Origin of the sequence: Shewanella sp. GD03713, from assembly GCF_029843705.1 — a bacterium.
Taxonomy (GTDB): Bacteria; Pseudomonadota; Gammaproteobacteria; order Enterobacterales; family Shewanellaceae; genus Shewanella.
The window spans coordinates 1,535,867-1,551,247 of sequence record NZ_JAOCIW010000001.1; the positions used below are offsets into that span (position 1 = coordinate 1,535,867).

At 45.0% G+C, this 15,381-nt stretch carries 18 protein-coding genes and 1 pseudogene; 12 read left to right on the forward strand and 7 right to left on the reverse strand.

Going from position 1 to position 15,381, the window contains the following annotated elements; translation table 11 throughout:
- The first annotated feature begins 89 nt into the window (after nucleotides 1-89).
- The 4 genes from wecA (N5E87_RS06890) to glmM all read left to right on the forward strand — a co-directional run bounded on the left by wecA (N5E87_RS06890) (nucleotide 90) and on the right by glmM (nucleotide 5,561).
- The gene (wecA, locus tag N5E87_RS06890) at nucleotides 90-1,163 is read left to right on the forward strand and encodes a UDP-N-acetylglucosamine--undecaprenyl-phosphate N-acetylglucosaminephosphotransferase (RefSeq protein ID WP_279775209.1); all 1,074 of its coding nucleotides are present in this window, start codon (nucleotides 90-92) and stop codon (nucleotides 1,161-1,163) included.
- Between the two features lie 143 nt (nucleotides 1,164-1,306).
- On the forward strand, nucleotides 1,307-2,368 hold the full coding sequence (gene wecA / locus N5E87_RS06895; protein ID WP_279775210.1) for a UDP-N-acetylglucosamine--undecaprenyl-phosphate N-acetylglucosaminephosphotransferase: 1,062 nt from the start codon (nucleotides 1,307-1,309) through the stop codon (nucleotides 2,366-2,368).
- A 193-nt stretch (nucleotides 2,369-2,561) separates the two neighbouring features.
- Nucleotides 2,562-4,172: an IS1634-like element ISSpu7 family transposase gene (locus N5E87_RS06900; protein WP_011787758.1), complete on the forward strand. Its 1,611-nt coding sequence runs from the start codon at nucleotides 2,562-2,564 to the stop codon at nucleotides 4,170-4,172.
- A gap of 36 nt (nucleotides 4,173-4,208) precedes the next feature.
- Entirely contained in the window at nucleotides 4,209-5,561 is a 1,353-nt protein-coding gene (gene glmM / locus N5E87_RS06905; RefSeq protein ID WP_279775211.1) for a phosphoglucosamine mutase, read from the forward strand.
- 394 nt (nucleotides 5,562-5,955) lie between these two features.
- Here the strand turns inward: glmM and N5E87_RS06910 are convergent, their stop codons facing one another.
- Together N5E87_RS06910 and N5E87_RS06915 are read right to left on the reverse strand one after the other, a co-directional pair.
- Entirely contained in the window at nucleotides 5,956-6,372 is a 417-nt protein-coding gene (locus N5E87_RS06910) for a DUF86 domain-containing protein (protein WP_088585313.1), read from the reverse strand.
- Nucleotides 6,365-6,787, reverse strand: coding sequence for a nucleotidyltransferase domain-containing protein (locus N5E87_RS06915; RefSeq protein ID WP_088585314.1), 423 nt, complete (start codon nucleotides 6,785-6,787; stop codon nucleotides 6,365-6,367). Before N5E87_RS06915 ends, N5E87_RS06910 begins: the two co-directional genes overlap by 8 nt.
- Nucleotides 6,788-7,201: 414 nt before the next feature.
- Between N5E87_RS06915 and N5E87_RS06920 the strand changes: the two genes are divergently transcribed.
- The 3 genes from N5E87_RS06920 to N5E87_RS06930 all read left to right on the forward strand — a co-directional run bounded on the left by N5E87_RS06920 (nucleotide 7,202) and on the right by N5E87_RS06930 (nucleotide 9,231).
- Nucleotides 7,202-7,462 (forward strand): type II toxin-antitoxin system Phd/YefM family antitoxin, encoded by a 261-nt coding sequence (locus N5E87_RS06920; protein ID WP_086904670.1) that lies wholly within the window; start codon nucleotides 7,202-7,204, stop codon nucleotides 7,460-7,462.
- 1 nt (nucleotide 7,463) lies between these two features.
- Nucleotides 7,464-7,811, forward strand: coding sequence for a type II toxin-antitoxin system RelE/ParE family toxin (locus tag N5E87_RS06925; RefSeq protein WP_055647497.1), 348 nt, complete (start codon nucleotides 7,464-7,466; stop codon nucleotides 7,809-7,811).
- A 211-nt stretch (nucleotides 7,812-8,022) separates the two neighbouring features.
- Entirely contained in the window at nucleotides 8,023-9,231 is a 1,209-nt protein-coding gene (locus N5E87_RS06930; protein WP_279775212.1) for a molecular chaperone DnaJ, read from the forward strand.
- Between the two features lie 119 nt (nucleotides 9,232-9,350).
- Here the strand turns inward: N5E87_RS06930 and N5E87_RS06935 are convergent, their stop codons facing one another.
- From N5E87_RS06935 to N5E87_RS06950, 4 genes are all read right to left on the reverse strand, one after another.
- A complete protein-coding gene (locus N5E87_RS06935; RefSeq protein WP_279775213.1) occupies nucleotides 9,351-9,557 on the reverse strand; it encodes a hypothetical protein in 207 nt (68 codons plus the stop codon).
- Between the two features lie 430 nt (nucleotides 9,558-9,987).
- Nucleotides 9,988-11,601, reverse strand: coding sequence for an IS1634 family transposase (locus N5E87_RS06940; protein WP_218558478.1), 1,614 nt, complete (start codon nucleotides 11,599-11,601; stop codon nucleotides 9,988-9,990).
- Between the two features lie 89 nt (nucleotides 11,602-11,690).
- A complete protein-coding gene (locus N5E87_RS06945; RefSeq protein ID WP_126512853.1) occupies nucleotides 11,691-12,107 on the reverse strand; it encodes a type II toxin-antitoxin system YafO family toxin in 417 nt (138 codons plus the stop codon).
- Between the two features lie 11 nt (nucleotides 12,108-12,118).
- Nucleotides 12,119-12,415 (reverse strand): antitoxin of toxin-antitoxin stability system, encoded by a 297-nt coding sequence (locus N5E87_RS06950; RefSeq protein WP_224021882.1) that lies wholly within the window; start codon nucleotides 12,413-12,415, stop codon nucleotides 12,119-12,121.
- A 108-nt stretch (nucleotides 12,416-12,523) separates the two neighbouring features.
- Between N5E87_RS06950 and N5E87_RS06955 the strand changes: the two are divergent.
- The 5 genes and pseudogenes from N5E87_RS06955 to N5E87_RS06975 form a co-directional block, all read left to right on the forward strand.
- Nucleotides 12,524-13,144 (forward strand): annotated as a pseudogene (locus N5E87_RS06955) (IS66 family transposase); the annotation flags it as partial.
- Nucleotides 13,145-13,259: 115 nt separating this feature from the next.
- Nucleotides 13,260-13,499 carry a CopG family ribbon-helix-helix protein gene (locus N5E87_RS06960; protein ID WP_069453195.1) on the forward strand — a complete coding sequence of 80 codons (240 nt, stop codon included), beginning with the start codon at nucleotides 13,260-13,262 and terminating at the stop codon, nucleotides 13,497-13,499.
- A complete protein-coding gene (locus tag N5E87_RS06965; protein WP_069453194.1) occupies nucleotides 13,489-13,773 on the forward strand; it encodes a type II toxin-antitoxin system RelE/ParE family toxin in 285 nt (94 codons plus the stop codon). The genes N5E87_RS06960 and N5E87_RS06965 overlap by 11 nt, the downstream gene beginning before the upstream one ends.
- Before the next feature lie 320 nt (nucleotides 13,774-14,093).
- Nucleotides 14,094-14,393: a type II toxin-antitoxin system HigB family toxin gene (locus N5E87_RS06970; RefSeq protein ID WP_014610937.1), complete on the forward strand. Its 300-nt coding sequence runs from the start codon at nucleotides 14,094-14,096 to the stop codon at nucleotides 14,391-14,393.
- Nucleotides 14,394-14,403: 10 nt separating this feature from the next.
- Complete coding sequence (locus tag N5E87_RS06975; RefSeq protein WP_014610936.1) at nucleotides 14,404-14,772, forward strand: DNA-binding protein; 369 nt, start codon at nucleotides 14,404-14,406, stop codon at nucleotides 14,770-14,772.
- On the opposite strand, the gene N5E87_RS06980 is transcribed toward N5E87_RS06975, so the two are convergent.
- On the reverse strand, nucleotides 14,765-15,292 hold the full coding sequence (locus tag N5E87_RS06980) for a hypothetical protein (protein ID WP_279775214.1): 528 nt from the start codon (nucleotides 15,290-15,292) through the stop codon (nucleotides 14,765-14,767). The genes N5E87_RS06975 and N5E87_RS06980 overlap by 8 nt on opposite strands.
- Between the last annotated feature and the right edge of the window lie 89 nt (nucleotides 15,293-15,381).

A 15,381-nucleotide genomic window follows, 5' to 3' on the forward strand; every position in this document is an offset into this window, starting at 1 on the left:
ATGTAAGATAATTGGGATTTGTTAGGCAGCCCTTGGACAGTTTCATAACTGTCCATTTTTATTTAGTTATCTGTTAATTTAGTGGTTTTATGTCAGCAAGCATCGCAGTTTTATTTGTTTTTTTCTTTTCTTTTATCTGTTTGTTTGTATTTCGTAAGGTTGCTCAACGTACTGGCTTAGTTGATAAACCTAATGAACGTAAGCATCACACTGGACAAATTCCCTTAGTAGGTGGGATTTCGGTTTTTGTGACTATGCTGCTTGCCTTACTGTGGTTACCTGAATTGTTGACTTTGCCATATTTGTATATGGGGTGTGCGTTGGCGCTGGTGATAGTGGGGGCCATTGATGACCGCTATGACATCAGTTTTAAGCTGCGTTTGGTGATACAAGCCTTGGTGTCAATTGCAATGATAGTGCTGGGTGAACGTAGTTTATATAATCTTGGGTATTTGATGGGGAGCGAGGCGTTACAAATACCTGAACTTGCTAGCTACGTATTAACCGCGGTGGCGGTTATTGGTGCTATTAATGCGTTTAATATGGTCGATGGAATTGATGGCTTACTGGGGGGCCTAGCCTCAGTCACCTTTGGTGGCTTAGGTTTACTCTTTTATTGGAATGGGATGGCAAATAATGCGCTTTTTTGCGCTCTGTTAGTTACAGCTATGCTGCCTTACATCATGCTCAATTTAGGCTTCCCGTTTGGGCGGCGTTTTAAGGTATTTATGGGTGATGCGGGAAGTATCTTCATTGGTTTCACTGTAATTTGGTTGTTGATTGTGGCTAGCCAAGGTGAGCGAGCAACGACTATTCGCCCTGTTACTGCGCTATGGTTGATAGCATTACCGCTGATGGATATGGCGTGCATTATGATCCGTCGAATTCGTAAGGGCCAATCGCCTTTTAAGCCGGATCGCGAGCATTTACACCATATCTGTCAACGTATAGGTTTGTCACCTTTTCAATCTTTATTAGCAATTTGCGTCGCGGCAGCTTTGATGGCTGGGATTGGTATTTGGTCAGAGCTTGCAAAGGTTGATGAATATATTATGTTTTTCGCATTTTTATTGAGTTTCGCAGCTTATTTTACGGTTTTGAGTAATATTTGGCGTATCACAGCTTTTTTACATCGTCATGTTAAGTTTCTGAGGTCCGTTTAGACTTTTCTCGCGCCTAAAAATTTTTGTTTGATACTTATCTAGCTAATTGCATGCTGCTATAATCCATTGTCATATTTTTGAAATAGACTTTTTTTAAAGTCGTTAGTATTTTCGGCAGCAGTTGCTATTAAAGGAAGAGAGTGATGGAATACCTCATACCGCTTTTGAGTGTTTTTTGCTTAACTTGTGTTGCAATCAAAGTCTTAAATCCTATTGCACAACGTGTCGGCTTAGTTGATTTACCCAATGAGCGTAAGCTACATGAAGGTGCTGTCCCATTGATTGGAGGAGTCTCTATCTACTGTAGTGTGCTACTGGTATCCAACATTGTTATTCCGCAAAGCCAAACCTTAAACTTATATCTTATTTCTGCTGCGTTAATCCTCTTTCTTGGCGTGCTTGATGATAAGTATGATTTATCTGTACGTGTGCGGATAGCTGCCCAAGTGATTACAGCCTCTATTCTGATATTTGGGGCTGGATTATATCTCACCACATTTGGCCATATTTTGTACTTTTTTGAATTTAAACTCGGCTATGTTGGCATTTTTGTAACCACTGTTGCGGTGATAGGTGCTATCAACGCCTTTAATATGGTGGATGGTATTGATGGCTTAGCTGGGATGTTGAGTCTTGTTACCTTTTCGTCATTGGCTTTTTTGTTCTATTGGGCTGGAAATAGTTGGTTTGTACTTCCTTTACTATTCATTGGTGCGATAATAGGATACCTATTGTTTAACTTGCGTTGGCCATTCGCATCTTTCGAGAAGATTTTCATGGGTGATGCTGGCAGTATGCTGATTGGTTTAACGGTTGTTTGGTTATTGGTGTTGGGCACGCAAGCCAATAGTAATCTGCTACATAAAGGGCAAGTGTTTTCGCCTGTTACTGCACTATATATTATCGCTATCCCGTTAATGGATATGGCGGCAATTATGTACAGAAGGATTAAAAAAGGCATGTCACCATTTAAACCAGATCGTGACCATTTGCACCATATTTTTGAGCGTGCGGGTTATAACCGTAAACAGACATTGATTAGAATATCCCTTGCCTCATTGTTGCTTGCCGTGATTGGTATTGGTGCTGATTTAGCTCAAGTCCCCGAAGCCATTATGTTTGTTGCTTTTTTAGCTATTTTTGCCGCTTATAATTGGGCCCTTGCTAATGTGTGGCAACTTTTGACCCGGTTTAGAAAGGAATAATTTTTAAGGTCATTTTTGCAAAAGCCAGCTAATTTAAGCTGGCTTTTTCTTTTGGTATTTATCCGTCATTCCGCAGCTAATTCCAGAATTTAAATAGTGTGATCTGGCGATCAGCTTTTCATAAAAACTACGACACCATCTTGACCGCGATCGACAGTTTTGATCTATTACTGCTATTTGACGGTCTCAAAATATGTCTACCCATCCTGTTATTAAACGCTTAGATCACCTTGGTCTCATTGCCGCCTTTTGTCACGAAATTGGCCTGCCACGGATGATAGATGCCGTTATCCCAAAATATTCTGACCACAATGTTTCTCATGGTGACGCGGTATTGGCCATGCTCCTAAATGGACTTGGCTTTCATAGCAGAACACTGCACATGTTCTCGGACTTTTTTAAGACCAAGCCTGTATCTAAGCTACTCGCCAAAGACATTGAAGCACACCACCTGACTGATGATGTACTAGGCCGCACATTAGATGCTCTATACGAAGCCGATGTCTCAGCGCTCTATCAGGTTATTGCTGAGCGTGTTGTTGATAAACTGGGCTTGACGACCGATTCTGTTCATCTTGATATCACTAGCTTCCACGTTGATGGTGAGTATGCACAAGATGAAAACACCAACGTGATTAAGCTTGTAAGAGGTTATAGTCGGGATCATAGGCCAGAGCTTAACCAAGTCGTGCTTGAACTCATCTGTGAAAACCAAGCAGGTATTCCTGTTTACATGCAAGCACTGAGTGGTAACACCAATGATGCCAAGGCATTCGCTGAAGTCACTAAAAGACACATACATTGCCTAAAAGCCGCGCAAAATAGTCGTTACTTTATCGCTGATGCCGCTTTGTACACCGAAGAAAGCATCTCCTCGCTAGATGAGCAAAATCAAAAATTCATTACCCGTGTCCCCATGACCATCAAGCTCGCAAAACAAGCACTACTTGCGCTAGAGCCAGAGCAATTAAGCACTATCGGTCATGGCTACTCAGGATGTTGGATAGACTCGGATTACGGAAAGGTCAATCAACGTTGGTTGCTCGTTCACAGTGAACAGGCCACCAAGCGGGAAGAAATCACTTTCTTCAAGAACTTAGAGAAAAACATAGCAAAAGAAATCAAAGCGTTGGAAAAGCTAAGTAAAAAACCATTCGCTTGTGAAGTTGACGCAGAATTAGCGTTTAACGATTTCAAGAAACAATGTGACTTACTTGGGTTTGAACAAGGCACTCTCATCAAACAGCCGACTTACTCTCATTCGGGCCGCCCAAAGACAGATGAAGCACCGACAGGATACCAATACTTTATCGAAGCCGCCCCCTTCACCGACCTAGAAAAAGTAAAACTGGCTAAGCTCAAAGTAGGCATGTTTATCCTCGCGACGAATGACACCGACAATGAAGCACTCACCATGGCGGCTCTTCTAGCACATTACAAATCGCAACAAAAAGTCGAGCGCGGCTTCCGTTTTCTAAAAAGCCCTGAGTTTTTAACCTCTTCCATCTTCTTGAAAAAGCCTGAGCGCATTGAAGCGTTGCTAATGATAATGACGTTGAGCTTGCTTGTTTACGCTAGTTTAGAACACAAAATCAGAGAACAACTCGCACAAACCGAAGCGTTCTTCCCAAGTATGGTAAAGAACAAGACGACCTCCAGACCGACGGCACGTTGGGTCTTCTTGCAATTCGAAGGCATAGATACGCTAGAGATTAACGGCCAAAGGTTCATCACTGGACTTCAAGATCACCAAACACAACTACTCAAATTACTCGGTAGATTCTATGAGGTAGTTTATTCCTAAATTAGCTGCGGAATGTCGGATTTATAAGGATTTTGTATGTCTAGGAAGTATTTTGGTACCGATGGTGTGCGCGGCAAGGTAGGGACATTTCCTATTACTCCCGATTTTGCGATGAAGTTAGGTTGGGCGGCAGGGACTGTACTGGCATCCACTGGCACTAAAGAAGTGTTGATTGGTAAAGATACCCGCATTAGCGGTTATATGCTGGAATCCGCAATGGAAGCGGGTTTTTCTGCTGCTGGTGTCAATGTGGCTTTGATTGGCCCCATGCCAACGCCTGCTGTGGCGTATTTAGCTTCAACCTTTAGAGCTGACGCTGGCGTGGTGATCAGTGCTTCCCATAATCCTTTTTATGATAACGGTATTAAGTTTTTTTCAAACGCTGGCACTAAGTTAAATGATGCGCAGGAGCTTGAAATTGAAGCCTTGTTAGAGCAGGCACTGCAGCATAATGCGATGCAGTGTGTGGCTTCTGAAAAACTCGGTAAGGTTCGCCGTATTGATGATGCCGCAGGCCGTTATATTGAGTTTTGTAAGGGAACCTTCCCGAATCATTTAAGCTTGGCGGGATTAAAGATTGTTGTCGATAGTGCCCATGGTGCTGCCTACCATATTGCCCCGAATGTGTATCGCGAGTTAGGGGCCGAGGTGATTAGCATTAATGACAAACCCAACGGCGTGAACATTAACGATCATTGTGGCGCAACACATTTAGATAGCTTGCAATCTGCGGTGATGATCAATGAAGCGGATTTAGGTATTGCGCTCGATGGTGATGCCGACCGAGTCATGTTTGTTGATCATAATGGCCATGTGGTTGATGGCGATGAGATCTTGTTTATTTTGGCACAAGCAGCATATCAAAAAGGCGAAATGCAGGGCGGGGTGGTTGGTACGCTCATGTCAAATCTCGGATTAGAACTGGCACTCAAACAAATGGATATTCCTTTTGTGCGTGCAAAGGTGGGCGACCGTTATGTGGTTGAACAGCTCAAACAAACGGGTTGGCAACTGGGCGGCGAAGGCTCTGGGCATATTTTGAGTTTGCAGCATGCTTCAACTGGCGATGGCATTGTGGCATCTTTGCAGGTACTTAAAGCCATTTTAGAGTCAGGCAAACGTTTAGCCGACATTAAAGCGGGCATGACCAAGCTGCCGCAAGTACTTATTAATGTGCGTTTATCATCAGGCAGTGCCGACAGCATTTTGGCTTTAGACAGTGTTAAGCAAGCGGTGGTAAAAGCGGAAGGGATTTTGGGCGACCAAGGACGCGTGCTATTACGTAAGTCCGGCACAGAGCCTTTAATCCGGGTGATGGTGGAGTCAACGGATAATCTGATGACACAGACTCAAGCCGAGTTTATCGCAGAGGCAGTAAGAGCGGCGTAAAGCGGGCGCTTCGGGCGAGAATCTAGGGCGTTGCTTCGCAACTGCTAGGACGCAGCAAAAAGCGCTGCTGCTAGGAGGCCTTCGGCCCTAGGACGCTACTATGTGGCTCTAGGCTTTTAGCTTCTACGAACGCCGCTTTGCGGCTACGGAACGTCACTGCGTGGCGCGAGAATCTAGGGCGTTGCTTCGCAACTGCTAGGACGCTCGCAAACTCGCTCTAGCTTCTACGAACGCCGTTTTGCGACAACCGCAGGGTGAAACAAGATGAAACCCATATCCTACGGATATTCCACACGCGATTACGCTTGCCTAGTCAGTGTTAATAGTTTGATTTAATTAAAAAAGCCCTATGAGCTCCTCAGGGCTTGTTTAAGCGGCTTTAGGCAAGAGTGATTCAATAACTCATTCTTGGACAAAATTTTATCACTTCAATAAATTGCTCAAAATCCTCAAGATGATGCTGTACAACATGCACAACGATATCGAGGTTGAGTTCTTGATAGTCATGTACTGCGATATTTCTTAGGCCAACCATCTTCTTTAAGTTGTCTGCAAGCTGCTGATTAATTATTTTATTTTGTGAAAGTAGTGTAAAGCTATCACGGCTACTTTGGGGGATACCCAGTTGTTGTTGGCGGTTAATATGGTTTGCTATGTCGATACTGGCTTCGCAGCAGCGTTGTAAATTGAGGATAACGCTATCTTGCAGGGTGAAGTCTTGTTTGAACATGCTGCCATCACCATAAACTTGTTGGATGCGTTTTATACAGCGTTTGATGGTTGCTATTTTGTTGATAATAATGTCATTCAAAGTGACGTCCCCTGTGATCGTTGGCTGTTGTTTTGGCCGTTGCATCATCAATAATTGCTTGTCTTTCAGCTTGTAGATGTTGGTACATTGAGATGGTTTTCACTGCAAAAATCTCATCATCTTGTCGCGTTCCCCAAAGTCGCTTTCCTTGGGTGACTACCTGCTGACATAACACTGTGGATGCCGTGCGTAAATCAACAAGATCAACATCAGTATCTAACGCTGAGGCGAGTTTTTGGGCAAGTTGCCAGCGGGCGATATTGTCTAAAGTGACATCGGCGAGTACCGCTATATCGATATCACTGTTGCGGTGTTGCGTGCCCTGTGCATAGGAGCCAAATAGGTAGATCAATCTCAACTGCGGGATGTTATCTTGTAGTAAGTTGATGATAATGCTTTCATTTAGTTGTTGCATAGGCCCATTGCACGATTTAATGAATACAGGGTGAGTATATAGCATATAAGGCGCAGCAAAAAGGACGGCCTTCGGCTGGGAGAAACTAGGGCGTTGCTCGATAACTGCTCCTGCTTTATTCTACCTCCTGCATCCATGCAGTGGACGCTCGCAAGCTCGCTGCTAGGGGCTAGGAATGCCGCCTTTTGCGGTTACAGGTTACGGAACGGGCAGTGCCCTGACGGTGAGTTGAGCTTGGAGCGTTCCGTAATTCGTAATCTGTCAACCGTCAGCACGGCGTTAAGCGTTTTGATGTCTTTAGTCTTTTTTTAGTCTTTTTTTAGTCTTTTTTTGGTCTTTAATCTATCGCATGATATGATTTTGGCTTAGTGAATGGGTTTTCTTATTTTCAATTAATCAACTAGGCATCAACCTATGAACATAGAAACAATCAGTTTTTTGAAGAAAAATGCCGCGAGCTTAACCCTCGATGAACCGATGATTATTACTCAAAATGGTGTACCTGCTTACGTTATCGAGTCGGTAGCGGATAGAAATCGACGTGATGAGGCGATAGCTTTACTCAAGCTAGTCAGTTTTGCAAAAAGCGATCAACAAAATGGCCGCACTATGTCATCAAATGCATTCAAGGAACGCTTGGCGGGTCGTAAAATGGCTTTAAAGGATAATAAGTAGTATGTCTGTGGTAAAACTTGAATATACCAAGACATTTGAAGATACCGTAGATAGTGCTATATCTCACTATTCCCAATGGCATGACGAGATCACTATTATTGAGAGAGTTGAGGCAGTTATTGAGGCATTTGAAGCATCTGTGACGCAAAATCCTTTGAGCCATGCATTATGTCAAGAGTTAGTTGAACTTGGCATTACTCAAGTAAGGCACGCGATAAAAGAGGATTTTAGAATACTGTACGAGGTTAGCTACATTAATGATGAGTCTCTTGTTACTGTGCTACTTTTTTTGAACCAACGACAAAGCATACAGAATCAACTGATCAATCATTGCTTGGTTTATAAGTAATTGCTTGCGGCAGTGAGAATCGAGGATGGCCTTTAGTCGCGAGAATCTAGGATACTCACAAGCTGGCTTTAGACTCTAGCTGCGAAGCGCTCTAGCGTTCTTCTAACGTCGCTTTGCTAAGGATGTCGTCACGTTTTTCGCTATATTGGTATGCGAGTTTTGTACTTTGGGTCACTCGGGTTTGTAAACATTTCATCAAAAGAAAATATTTATGTCATTAATGAACATCATCAATACTTCGGCTTCAAGTCAATCACGTAACCGCTCGCAAACACTCGAAAAATTGTGGCAAGACTACGAAAAAAAACAATTAAGAAATAAACGTTATCAAACAAAATTAGAGGGTTTTTATCGCGAGTTCACCTCACAATTACTTGAAAAAGAGCAGGCCGTATGTGAAGCCTCAGCCCAATGGGTGCGTCATTTATTGACTTTTGTGCCGCGTAAATCCATTAAAGGTCGCCAACGGGAGGCGCTGCTAGAATGGATTGACGAAGAAATAAGTATTATTGAATCGAACCCGTTTAATCCTATCAATACTCACGAAATACGCGATAGCTTCACTAGTTTGCTTATGGCTTATCAAGCAACCTTGCCTAAGCAAGACATTGGTCAGCACGAGCTTGATGCTTTTCGTGAAGAGTTAGAATCTATGTTTGGCTTTGAGTTGGATATAGACGATGCGCAACTGTCTGAACTCATTGATGAACCGGCGAAGTTCCAGGCATTTTTTGAGCAAAAATTGGCTGAGCAGCACAATAAGGCTTTTGATGACGGCGACGCTGAAAATGCGTTTGAGCAAGATGAGGCTGAGTATGATGCCCAAGAGGATGATTTTTTCTTTGAATCGAGTCAACCAGAGCAAGCATTAAGCCTTGAGTTATTTAGCGATAAAACCATGACCAAATTGTATCGACAATTGGCAAATCAATTTCATCCCGATAAAGAGCCTGAACCTGCTAAAAAGGCGCTAAAAAAAGAGTTGATGCAGCAACTATCTCAAGCCAAGAAAAGCAAGGATGCTGTCGCCTTGCTGATGTTGGCTCTTGAATATCTGCCAGAGTATAAGCTTGAGGCCGATGCAGATATGATTAAACGTATTGAGGCTGCGTTGCAGGTTAAAATTAGTTTATTAAATCAAGACTATCAATCAATGCAGAATGGTAATGATATTAAAAGTATGATTTGGCAACGTTTTGGGAGTGGTTCAAAAGCATCACGCGCTAGGGAGTTGGCCCAATATGGTGATCATCTCACGATTGAAACTGAAGAGTTACTCGCAAAAGTGACTAAGATCAAAACAGTACAAGCGATACAAAAGGAATTAAACCAACGTAGCCAACGGGGGAGTTTTAACGACATTTTTGATCTTGCTATGTTTAATGACGAAACTTTTGATGAATTTTGGCAATACAAATAGCGCAATGATGATGCTGCGTAACGGCTAGGACGGCCTTCGGCCGCAAGTACGCAGCAAAAAGCACTGCTGCTAGGATGCCTTCGGCCCTAGGACGCTCGCCAGCTCGCTTTAGAACGCCACTACGTCGCTTTAGACTCTGGCAGCGAAGCGATAGCTTCTACGAACGCCGCTTTGCGGCTACGGAACGTCACTGCGTGACTTACGGATAACGGAGCGGGCTGTGCACTGACGGTGAGTGAGCGCGCGAGCGTTCCGTAATCCTTCTCTTTTCTGTCATTCCCGCGAACGACTGCATGGTCAATTTTGTTCCATACAAAATATGACATTTCCACCCTCCATGGTAGTTAGATGCAGGAGGTACGAGCCCAGGGACGGGCGAAGGTAGAATAATGCAGGAGCAATTATCGAGAATAACGTAAGCGTCCGCCGAAGCACACCTTCATAACTTGACCATATGTCGCCATCCTTGTTCTTCTGAATCATAGGAGAACGATATGTTTGGTAACTGTAGTGGCTTGCACACATAATCCCTTCGGCGCGATTACATCCGCCAAACTGGGCTCACATTAGCTGATAATAAGCGGGACCACCGACTCACATTAACTGCCAATAAACAGCCATGATCCAACAAGCTCGTAGAGAGTCGAGATATGCTGTATCAGCGGACAAGCAACAAGGCCTTAATGTAGGCTAACTTTACATTTTTGGCGCGTTGGGCAAATTCGGTATGATTAAAACCGACATTCCGCACCTGATTTAGGAATAAATTTGCCGATAGCGTTCACCTAACACGTCGAGAATGATCTGCTGGTCGGCCGTTAGCCCCGTGACCTGAGGTGGCGCCTCTCCTAACTGGTACTCGTGTACCCCGCCAAAGCGTAAAAAGATCCAGCGCGCAGTTGGTTTTTGCGTGGGTTTCTTTTTCATGTCCGCCACACTGCGATTCTGCTCTACTAAGCCCTGCCGGATACGGTGCTCCAGCGCCGCATAAATCATCAGGCTACAGGTCATCACCATCAGTAATGCTTCGATACGTTCTGGTTTTTTAAGATACAACGACGAGGTTAAAAATTCGGGACTTTTCAGAAAGCGAAACCCACGCTCGACGTTCTGCTGGGCTTTATAGATTGCCAACAGCTCAGCCATGGTGAGCGTTTCACTGTGATCATTGGTCGCGAGGATGAACACCCCAGTCTGGTTGCGTGCCTCTGCTACCCGCGCCAAGCTACTTGCGGCTAACCCCTTGATGTGAAATTGGTAGCTCACCGGCACTTCACCCTTTTGCGGCCTTCCGCGCCCAGCATAGAGAGGTTCACTCACGACCTCTGCTTCCAGTTGCAGCAGATTTAAGTTGGCTGCAAAACGGGCTAATTCAGCCTGCGCATCGGCCTCGCAGGCAAAACGCTGAGCACATAATTTGCCAAAGGCTTTCAGCTCACGCGTGCTGTCTTTCAGTAGGTTTTTGGCTAATGTTTGCTGCTCACGGTGGCTAGCCTGTTCGCTGCGCACCAGCAACCAACGCTGCGCGACGTCGGCATAATTGGCGCTTTGCCAACAGCCATGATAGCCATTGCCCAGCGCAACCAGCGACTGGGTGCCAATGGTTGCCACGGCTCGCTTGGCCTCATTGAGGGTGACAGGCACACGAGTCACGAACAACTGTTGCTGTTGTGCCAGTAGTTGCAAGGTGTCGGTGCAATACAGCGCCGCATCGCCGACCAGATAACGACTCTCCTGCGCGGCCTTGAGACTGCTCAAGTGGCGCCGTACGGTCTGGGCAAAGGCCTTGGTATCATTACTATTGCCACTCAAGGCTTGCATATAAATGGGCAGGCCGGCTTGATTTTCGCAGATAAGTTCCAGGATAACCTGGTTTAGCTCTGGCCGGTGGTCGCGGCTGTAGCCCCGTACCAATTGCAACTTACCGAGCTGTTCGCCATCGACTTGGTCATAGGCACCATCGACGTGGAAACTGGTGATATCGAGGTGTACTGCGGTACTTTTGAGCTCCAATCGCTCGACGACCTGTTCCGCCATCACCTGATAAAGCGTGCTGACATCGGCCTCAAAGAGGGCATCAAGGCAGCGGCCGAGCACGTCATCATTTAGGTCATCGGCACAGATCCCAGGGCCAATCAGACGCTCTACAGGCTTGTTGGCAAAGAATTGCGGGAACATGTGCAAGGTGGAGCTATGAAAGCCAAGACCATTCAGAATCATCGCCACCAAGGCTTCACCATGTGAAACTTTGTAGGGCGGCGTTTTGGGGAGCACCGCATCAATCATGCGAGCAATGCCGAGTTCTTGGCAGAGTGCAGCGACCAAACCAAGGTGGTCGAGGTTACGAATAGCGATAGCGGGAGTGGCCATAATGATCTACCTGCAAAAAGTAGTAATAGATCAGAATGGCCGATCGCCGTCAAGTTTTTTTAAATCGAAAATTAGGTGCGGAATGACGGTTAAAACTGCTCCCTGAAGCCTTCGGCTATTTTCTCCAGTTGGTTCATTAAGCCGCTATCACGATCGGTATTATCGACATCATTCGGCTTGTTCTTATCCCAACGTTTAATGATGGCTATCAGTAGGTAACAATGGCTGTTGAAGAAGCCTGGACAATACACCAGAACATAACCGCTGGTCCGTTTGAATTGCACTAGCTTGAGCTGAAAACCTGCAGCTTTGAAATGCAGATGTTGTAATTCAAGATACGAGCGGTTATGGGTAAACAGGTAAGGAACGTCGCGGCCAAAGGCGGTAGGCAGGCCTTTACCTTCCTTATACACCCGAAAATCATCTACTAATGCTTTGGTAGCCAGCTCACCTAGGGCCTCTTTTAAATAGGGATGCGTAAATATGCGTACCGCCTTTACTTCCATTCCTCAAATTGTCACTTGGCACCTTGCTTCAGTTTGTTAGCCATCTGAGTCGAAACCTTATCCATGTTTAGATTGGCAGCAGTAAACTGGGCAGGGATGCTTTCCAATGTGGTGGTGCCACGTTGGGCAAACTCACAAAACGCCGTCATTTCTTCAAACAGTGACGCCGGTACCGCATAAAACTGGATTTGGTTATTAGATGACACCGCAATTGCATCTCCTTGGGCTTCGGCTAATGCAGCACTGGGGTTTGATTTGAACTTGCTGATCGGTGTGGTATAGCCACATAAAATTTTCTGTAACATCATAGCTCCATTTTCTACTGTTGCGACAGTTATACCAAGACCTAAGTATAGACCTAAATTTAGACCTATACCAGTATCGGATTATTCATCCATCAAGTTCAAATAAACGACGGATTTAGTGGTTACCTGCAAGTCGATGGTTACGCCGGTTATGCTAAAACCGATGCCGAACTCGTGGGCTGCAGGGCCCATGCTCGTCGTAAGTTCACAGAGGCTGAAATCGCTCAGCCTAAAGGCAAAACGGGCAAGGCAAACTGGGCTCTGAACCATATCCAGAAAATCTACCGAATCGAAACCTTGAATAAAGATTCAAGCCCCGAGGTTCGCCGCCAACAAAGGCAGCTGCACAGCCAACCCTTACTGGATGAGTTGCATCGTTGGCTGGAGAAATCACAACGCCATGTGCCACCTAAAAGCAGCTTAGGGAAGACAATAACCTACTGCCTAAATCAATGGCCCAATCTGAACCGCTATCTTGAGGATGGGCGACTGAATATCGACAATAATCGCGCAGAGCGAGCCATAAAGCCGTTCGTCATTGGCCGTAAAAATTGGCTATTTGCCAATACGGCCAATGGAGCAAAAGCCAGTGCCATACTGTACAGCATGATAGAAACTGCCAAGGCTAATGGGCTGATGCCTTTTGACTATCTCATGTACTGCCTAGATCAGCTGTCACTCAAGCCAGAAAGCCTGGATCATTTGTTACCTTGGAATGCAAAACTAGGCTAGGTGCAGATCACCGGACGGATACTAACATTCAGTTTGGCTGATAAGCCAAACATGGCAATTTATCCTCAATCAGTGTAATGTAGTTTGATGTATACATTGTATGATGAGGTTTACCATGAGTGTCATGTCAGTGCGCTTATCCGATGAAATCGAGCAAAAGCTGGTACAGCTTGCCCAGTCAACTGGCAGAACTAAATCGTGGTTGGCCAGCCAAGCGATTCAGGATTATTTAGACCGGGAAGCTTGGCAAATTGCTGAAATCCAAGCCGCATTACGTGAAGCCGATGCCGGTGATTTTGTGCCAGAGAACGAGATGAATGCCAAGTTCCAGCGTTGGGGGAACAATGCGGGTTAAATGGTTGCGCAAGGCCGCGCAAAATCTTGAAGATGCGTATGATTATTTAGCCAAAGACAACCCCAAGGTCGCTCAAGCATTCGTGCAAGACGTTTACCGCTTAGTGAACTTATTGCCGGTGCAACCCGCCATGGGACGGGCTGGGCGCGTAGTTGGTACACGGGAACAGGTTATACAGGATTACCCGTTCATCATCCCGTACAGGGTTAAGCAAGATGAAATCCATATTCTACGGATATTCCACACGCGATTACGCTTACCTAGTCAGTGGTAAAAAAATTGATTTAATTGCAAAAAGTGCTACGAGCTCCTCAGAATTTTTTAAGCGGCTTTAGGCAAGAGTGATTCATTGACATCCTCCACCTCCTTTAGGGGGGGAGGATGTCAATTCCAGCAGAACCTTCTTAGCTACACAATCCCACAATCCCACAATCCCAAAATCCCACAAATACCCGAGCATGAAGGAGAGTACACGCTTGCTCGCAGCAATATGGTAAAAATCAAAAAATTAATATATTTTCCCAAAAAGGGAAATTAATTATTGACTATCGTTTATGCGTTTCCCATAATGGGAAATATAGAAAAGGGGATTGCATGAGAGTTGTTTCAAGAGTCGCATTGCGGGAGTTTTGGGAGCAGCCCATTTATCAAGATAGTGAGCAACCTCTCAAGTCATGGTACGAGGAAGCTAAAAACGCTAACTGGCAAAATCCGCAAGACATAAAAGCGTTGTACCGCAACGCGAGTTTTGTTGGCAATAACAGGGTGGTATTCAACATCCACGGCAATAAGTACCGTCTTATTGTGGCCGTGAATTACAAGTTTGCAATGGTCTATGTTCGCTTTGTTGGTTCTCATGCTGAGTATGACAAAGTTGATGCAACCACAATTTAGGAGGTTTGCAATGCAAATTAAACCGATCAGAACCGTGGCTGATAATGAAGCAGCCTTAAAGCGTATTGAACAGCTTTTTGATGCTGAACCTAACACGCCAGAGGGTGATGAGCTGGAAGTGTTGATCACGCTGGTGAGCGCGTTTGAGGACGCTCATTTTCCAATTGAAACGCCAGATCCAATCGCGGCCATTCAGTTTCGCATGGAACAGCAAGGGCTTGTTGATGCCGATATGGTGCCGTTCCTTGGGCAACGTAGCCGAGTATCAGAAGTGCTAAACCGCCAACGTCGGCTTAGTCTGAACATGATCCGCAAGCTGAATGAGGGGCTTAAAATCCCGCTGCCTTGCTTGGTCAAAGAATACCAATTAGCTAAATAACGGAATGTCTATGACTACTCACAAGCATGGCGAATCGAGATATCAGAGGGTAGAAAGTACCCAAGGCCAATTTGACATCCTCCACCTCCTTTATCGTCATCGGATGAGACTCAGCCTTTTCTTCTTTAAGTGAGCGATAGCGTCTCAATGGGTATTCAAATTTATATTCTTCTGCCGCGAGGCTTACCATGGAGACGATGAGCCACAGTAAGTTATTAATGCGACGGTTAGATAATTGACGGGTATTATCTGCTCTCACCATTTGCATTAACTGCTGACGATAAAAATCGACCTGCGATAGGGTGATCTCATTCATCAATGTATTGCCAAATTGTGGGATCAGATACTTATCTAAAACGTTTTGTATGGTGTTTCTATAGCTATTTTTCCACGTCGCCTTTTTGCGTTCAAACCACTGATAGGCAAAATCATTGAAAAATGGATATTCACGATCAGGATGTTTCTCACGCTGCAACAGCTCAAATTGAGCGATTTTTTTTACTTTTGGGGAAATAATCACGGTATTGGAAGCAGCCTAAGTCTATCTCTGCATTCATTTTTTTGAGTGTTGTCTTGGCAGTTGCAAGTTTTTAGGTGTGGCCAGCATTT

Excerpts from the sequence above, each read along its gene's own strand:
- wecA (WP_279775209.1), top strand. The coding sequence starts at position 90 with ATGTCAGCAAGCATCGCAGTTTTATTTGTTTTTTTCTTTTCTTTTATC.
- wecA (WP_279775210.1), top strand. The coding sequence starts at position 1,307 with ATGGAATACCTCATACCGCTTTTGAGTGTTTTTTGCTTAACTTGTGTT.
- N5E87_RS06900 (WP_011787758.1), top strand. The coding sequence starts at position 2,562 with ATGTCTACCCATCCTGTTATTAAACGCTTAGATCACCTTGGTCTCATT.
- glmM (WP_279775211.1), top strand. The coding sequence starts at position 4,209 with ATGTCTAGGAAGTATTTTGGTACCGATGGTGTGCGCGGCAAGGTAGGG.
- N5E87_RS06915 (WP_088585314.1), bottom strand. The coding sequence starts at position 6,787 with ATGCAACAACTAAATGAAAGCATTATCATCAACTTACTACAAGATAAC.
- N5E87_RS06920 (WP_086904670.1), top strand. The coding sequence starts at position 7,202 with ATGAACATAGAAACAATCAGTTTTTTGAAGAAAAATGCCGCGAGCTTA.
- N5E87_RS06925 (WP_055647497.1), top strand. The coding sequence starts at position 7,464 with ATGTCTGTGGTAAAACTTGAATATACCAAGACATTTGAAGATACCGTA.
- N5E87_RS06930 (WP_279775212.1), top strand. The coding sequence starts at position 8,023 with ATGTCATTAATGAACATCATCAATACTTCGGCTTCAAGTCAATCACGT.
- N5E87_RS06935 (WP_279775213.1), bottom strand. The coding sequence starts at position 9,557 with ATGTCATATTTTGTATGGAACAAAATTGACCATGCAGTCGTTCGCGGG.
- N5E87_RS06940 (WP_218558478.1), bottom strand. The coding sequence starts at position 11,601 with ATGGCCACTCCCGCTATCGCTATTCGTAACCTCGACCACCTTGGTTTG.
- N5E87_RS06945 (WP_126512853.1), bottom strand. The coding sequence starts at position 12,107 with ATGGAAGTAAAGGCGGTACGCATATTTACGCATCCCTATTTAAAAGAG.
- N5E87_RS06950 (WP_224021882.1), bottom strand. The coding sequence starts at position 12,415 with ATGATGTTACAGAAAATTTTATGTGGCTATACCACACCGATCAGCAAG.
- N5E87_RS06960 (WP_069453195.1), top strand. The coding sequence starts at position 13,260 with ATGAGTGTCATGTCAGTGCGCTTATCCGATGAAATCGAGCAAAAGCTG.
- N5E87_RS06965 (WP_069453194.1), top strand. The coding sequence starts at position 13,489 with ATGCGGGTTAAATGGTTGCGCAAGGCCGCGCAAAATCTTGAAGATGCG.
- N5E87_RS06970 (WP_014610937.1), top strand. The coding sequence starts at position 14,094 with ATGAGAGTTGTTTCAAGAGTCGCATTGCGGGAGTTTTGGGAGCAGCCC.
- N5E87_RS06975 (WP_014610936.1), top strand. The coding sequence starts at position 14,404 with ATGCAAATTAAACCGATCAGAACCGTGGCTGATAATGAAGCAGCCTTA.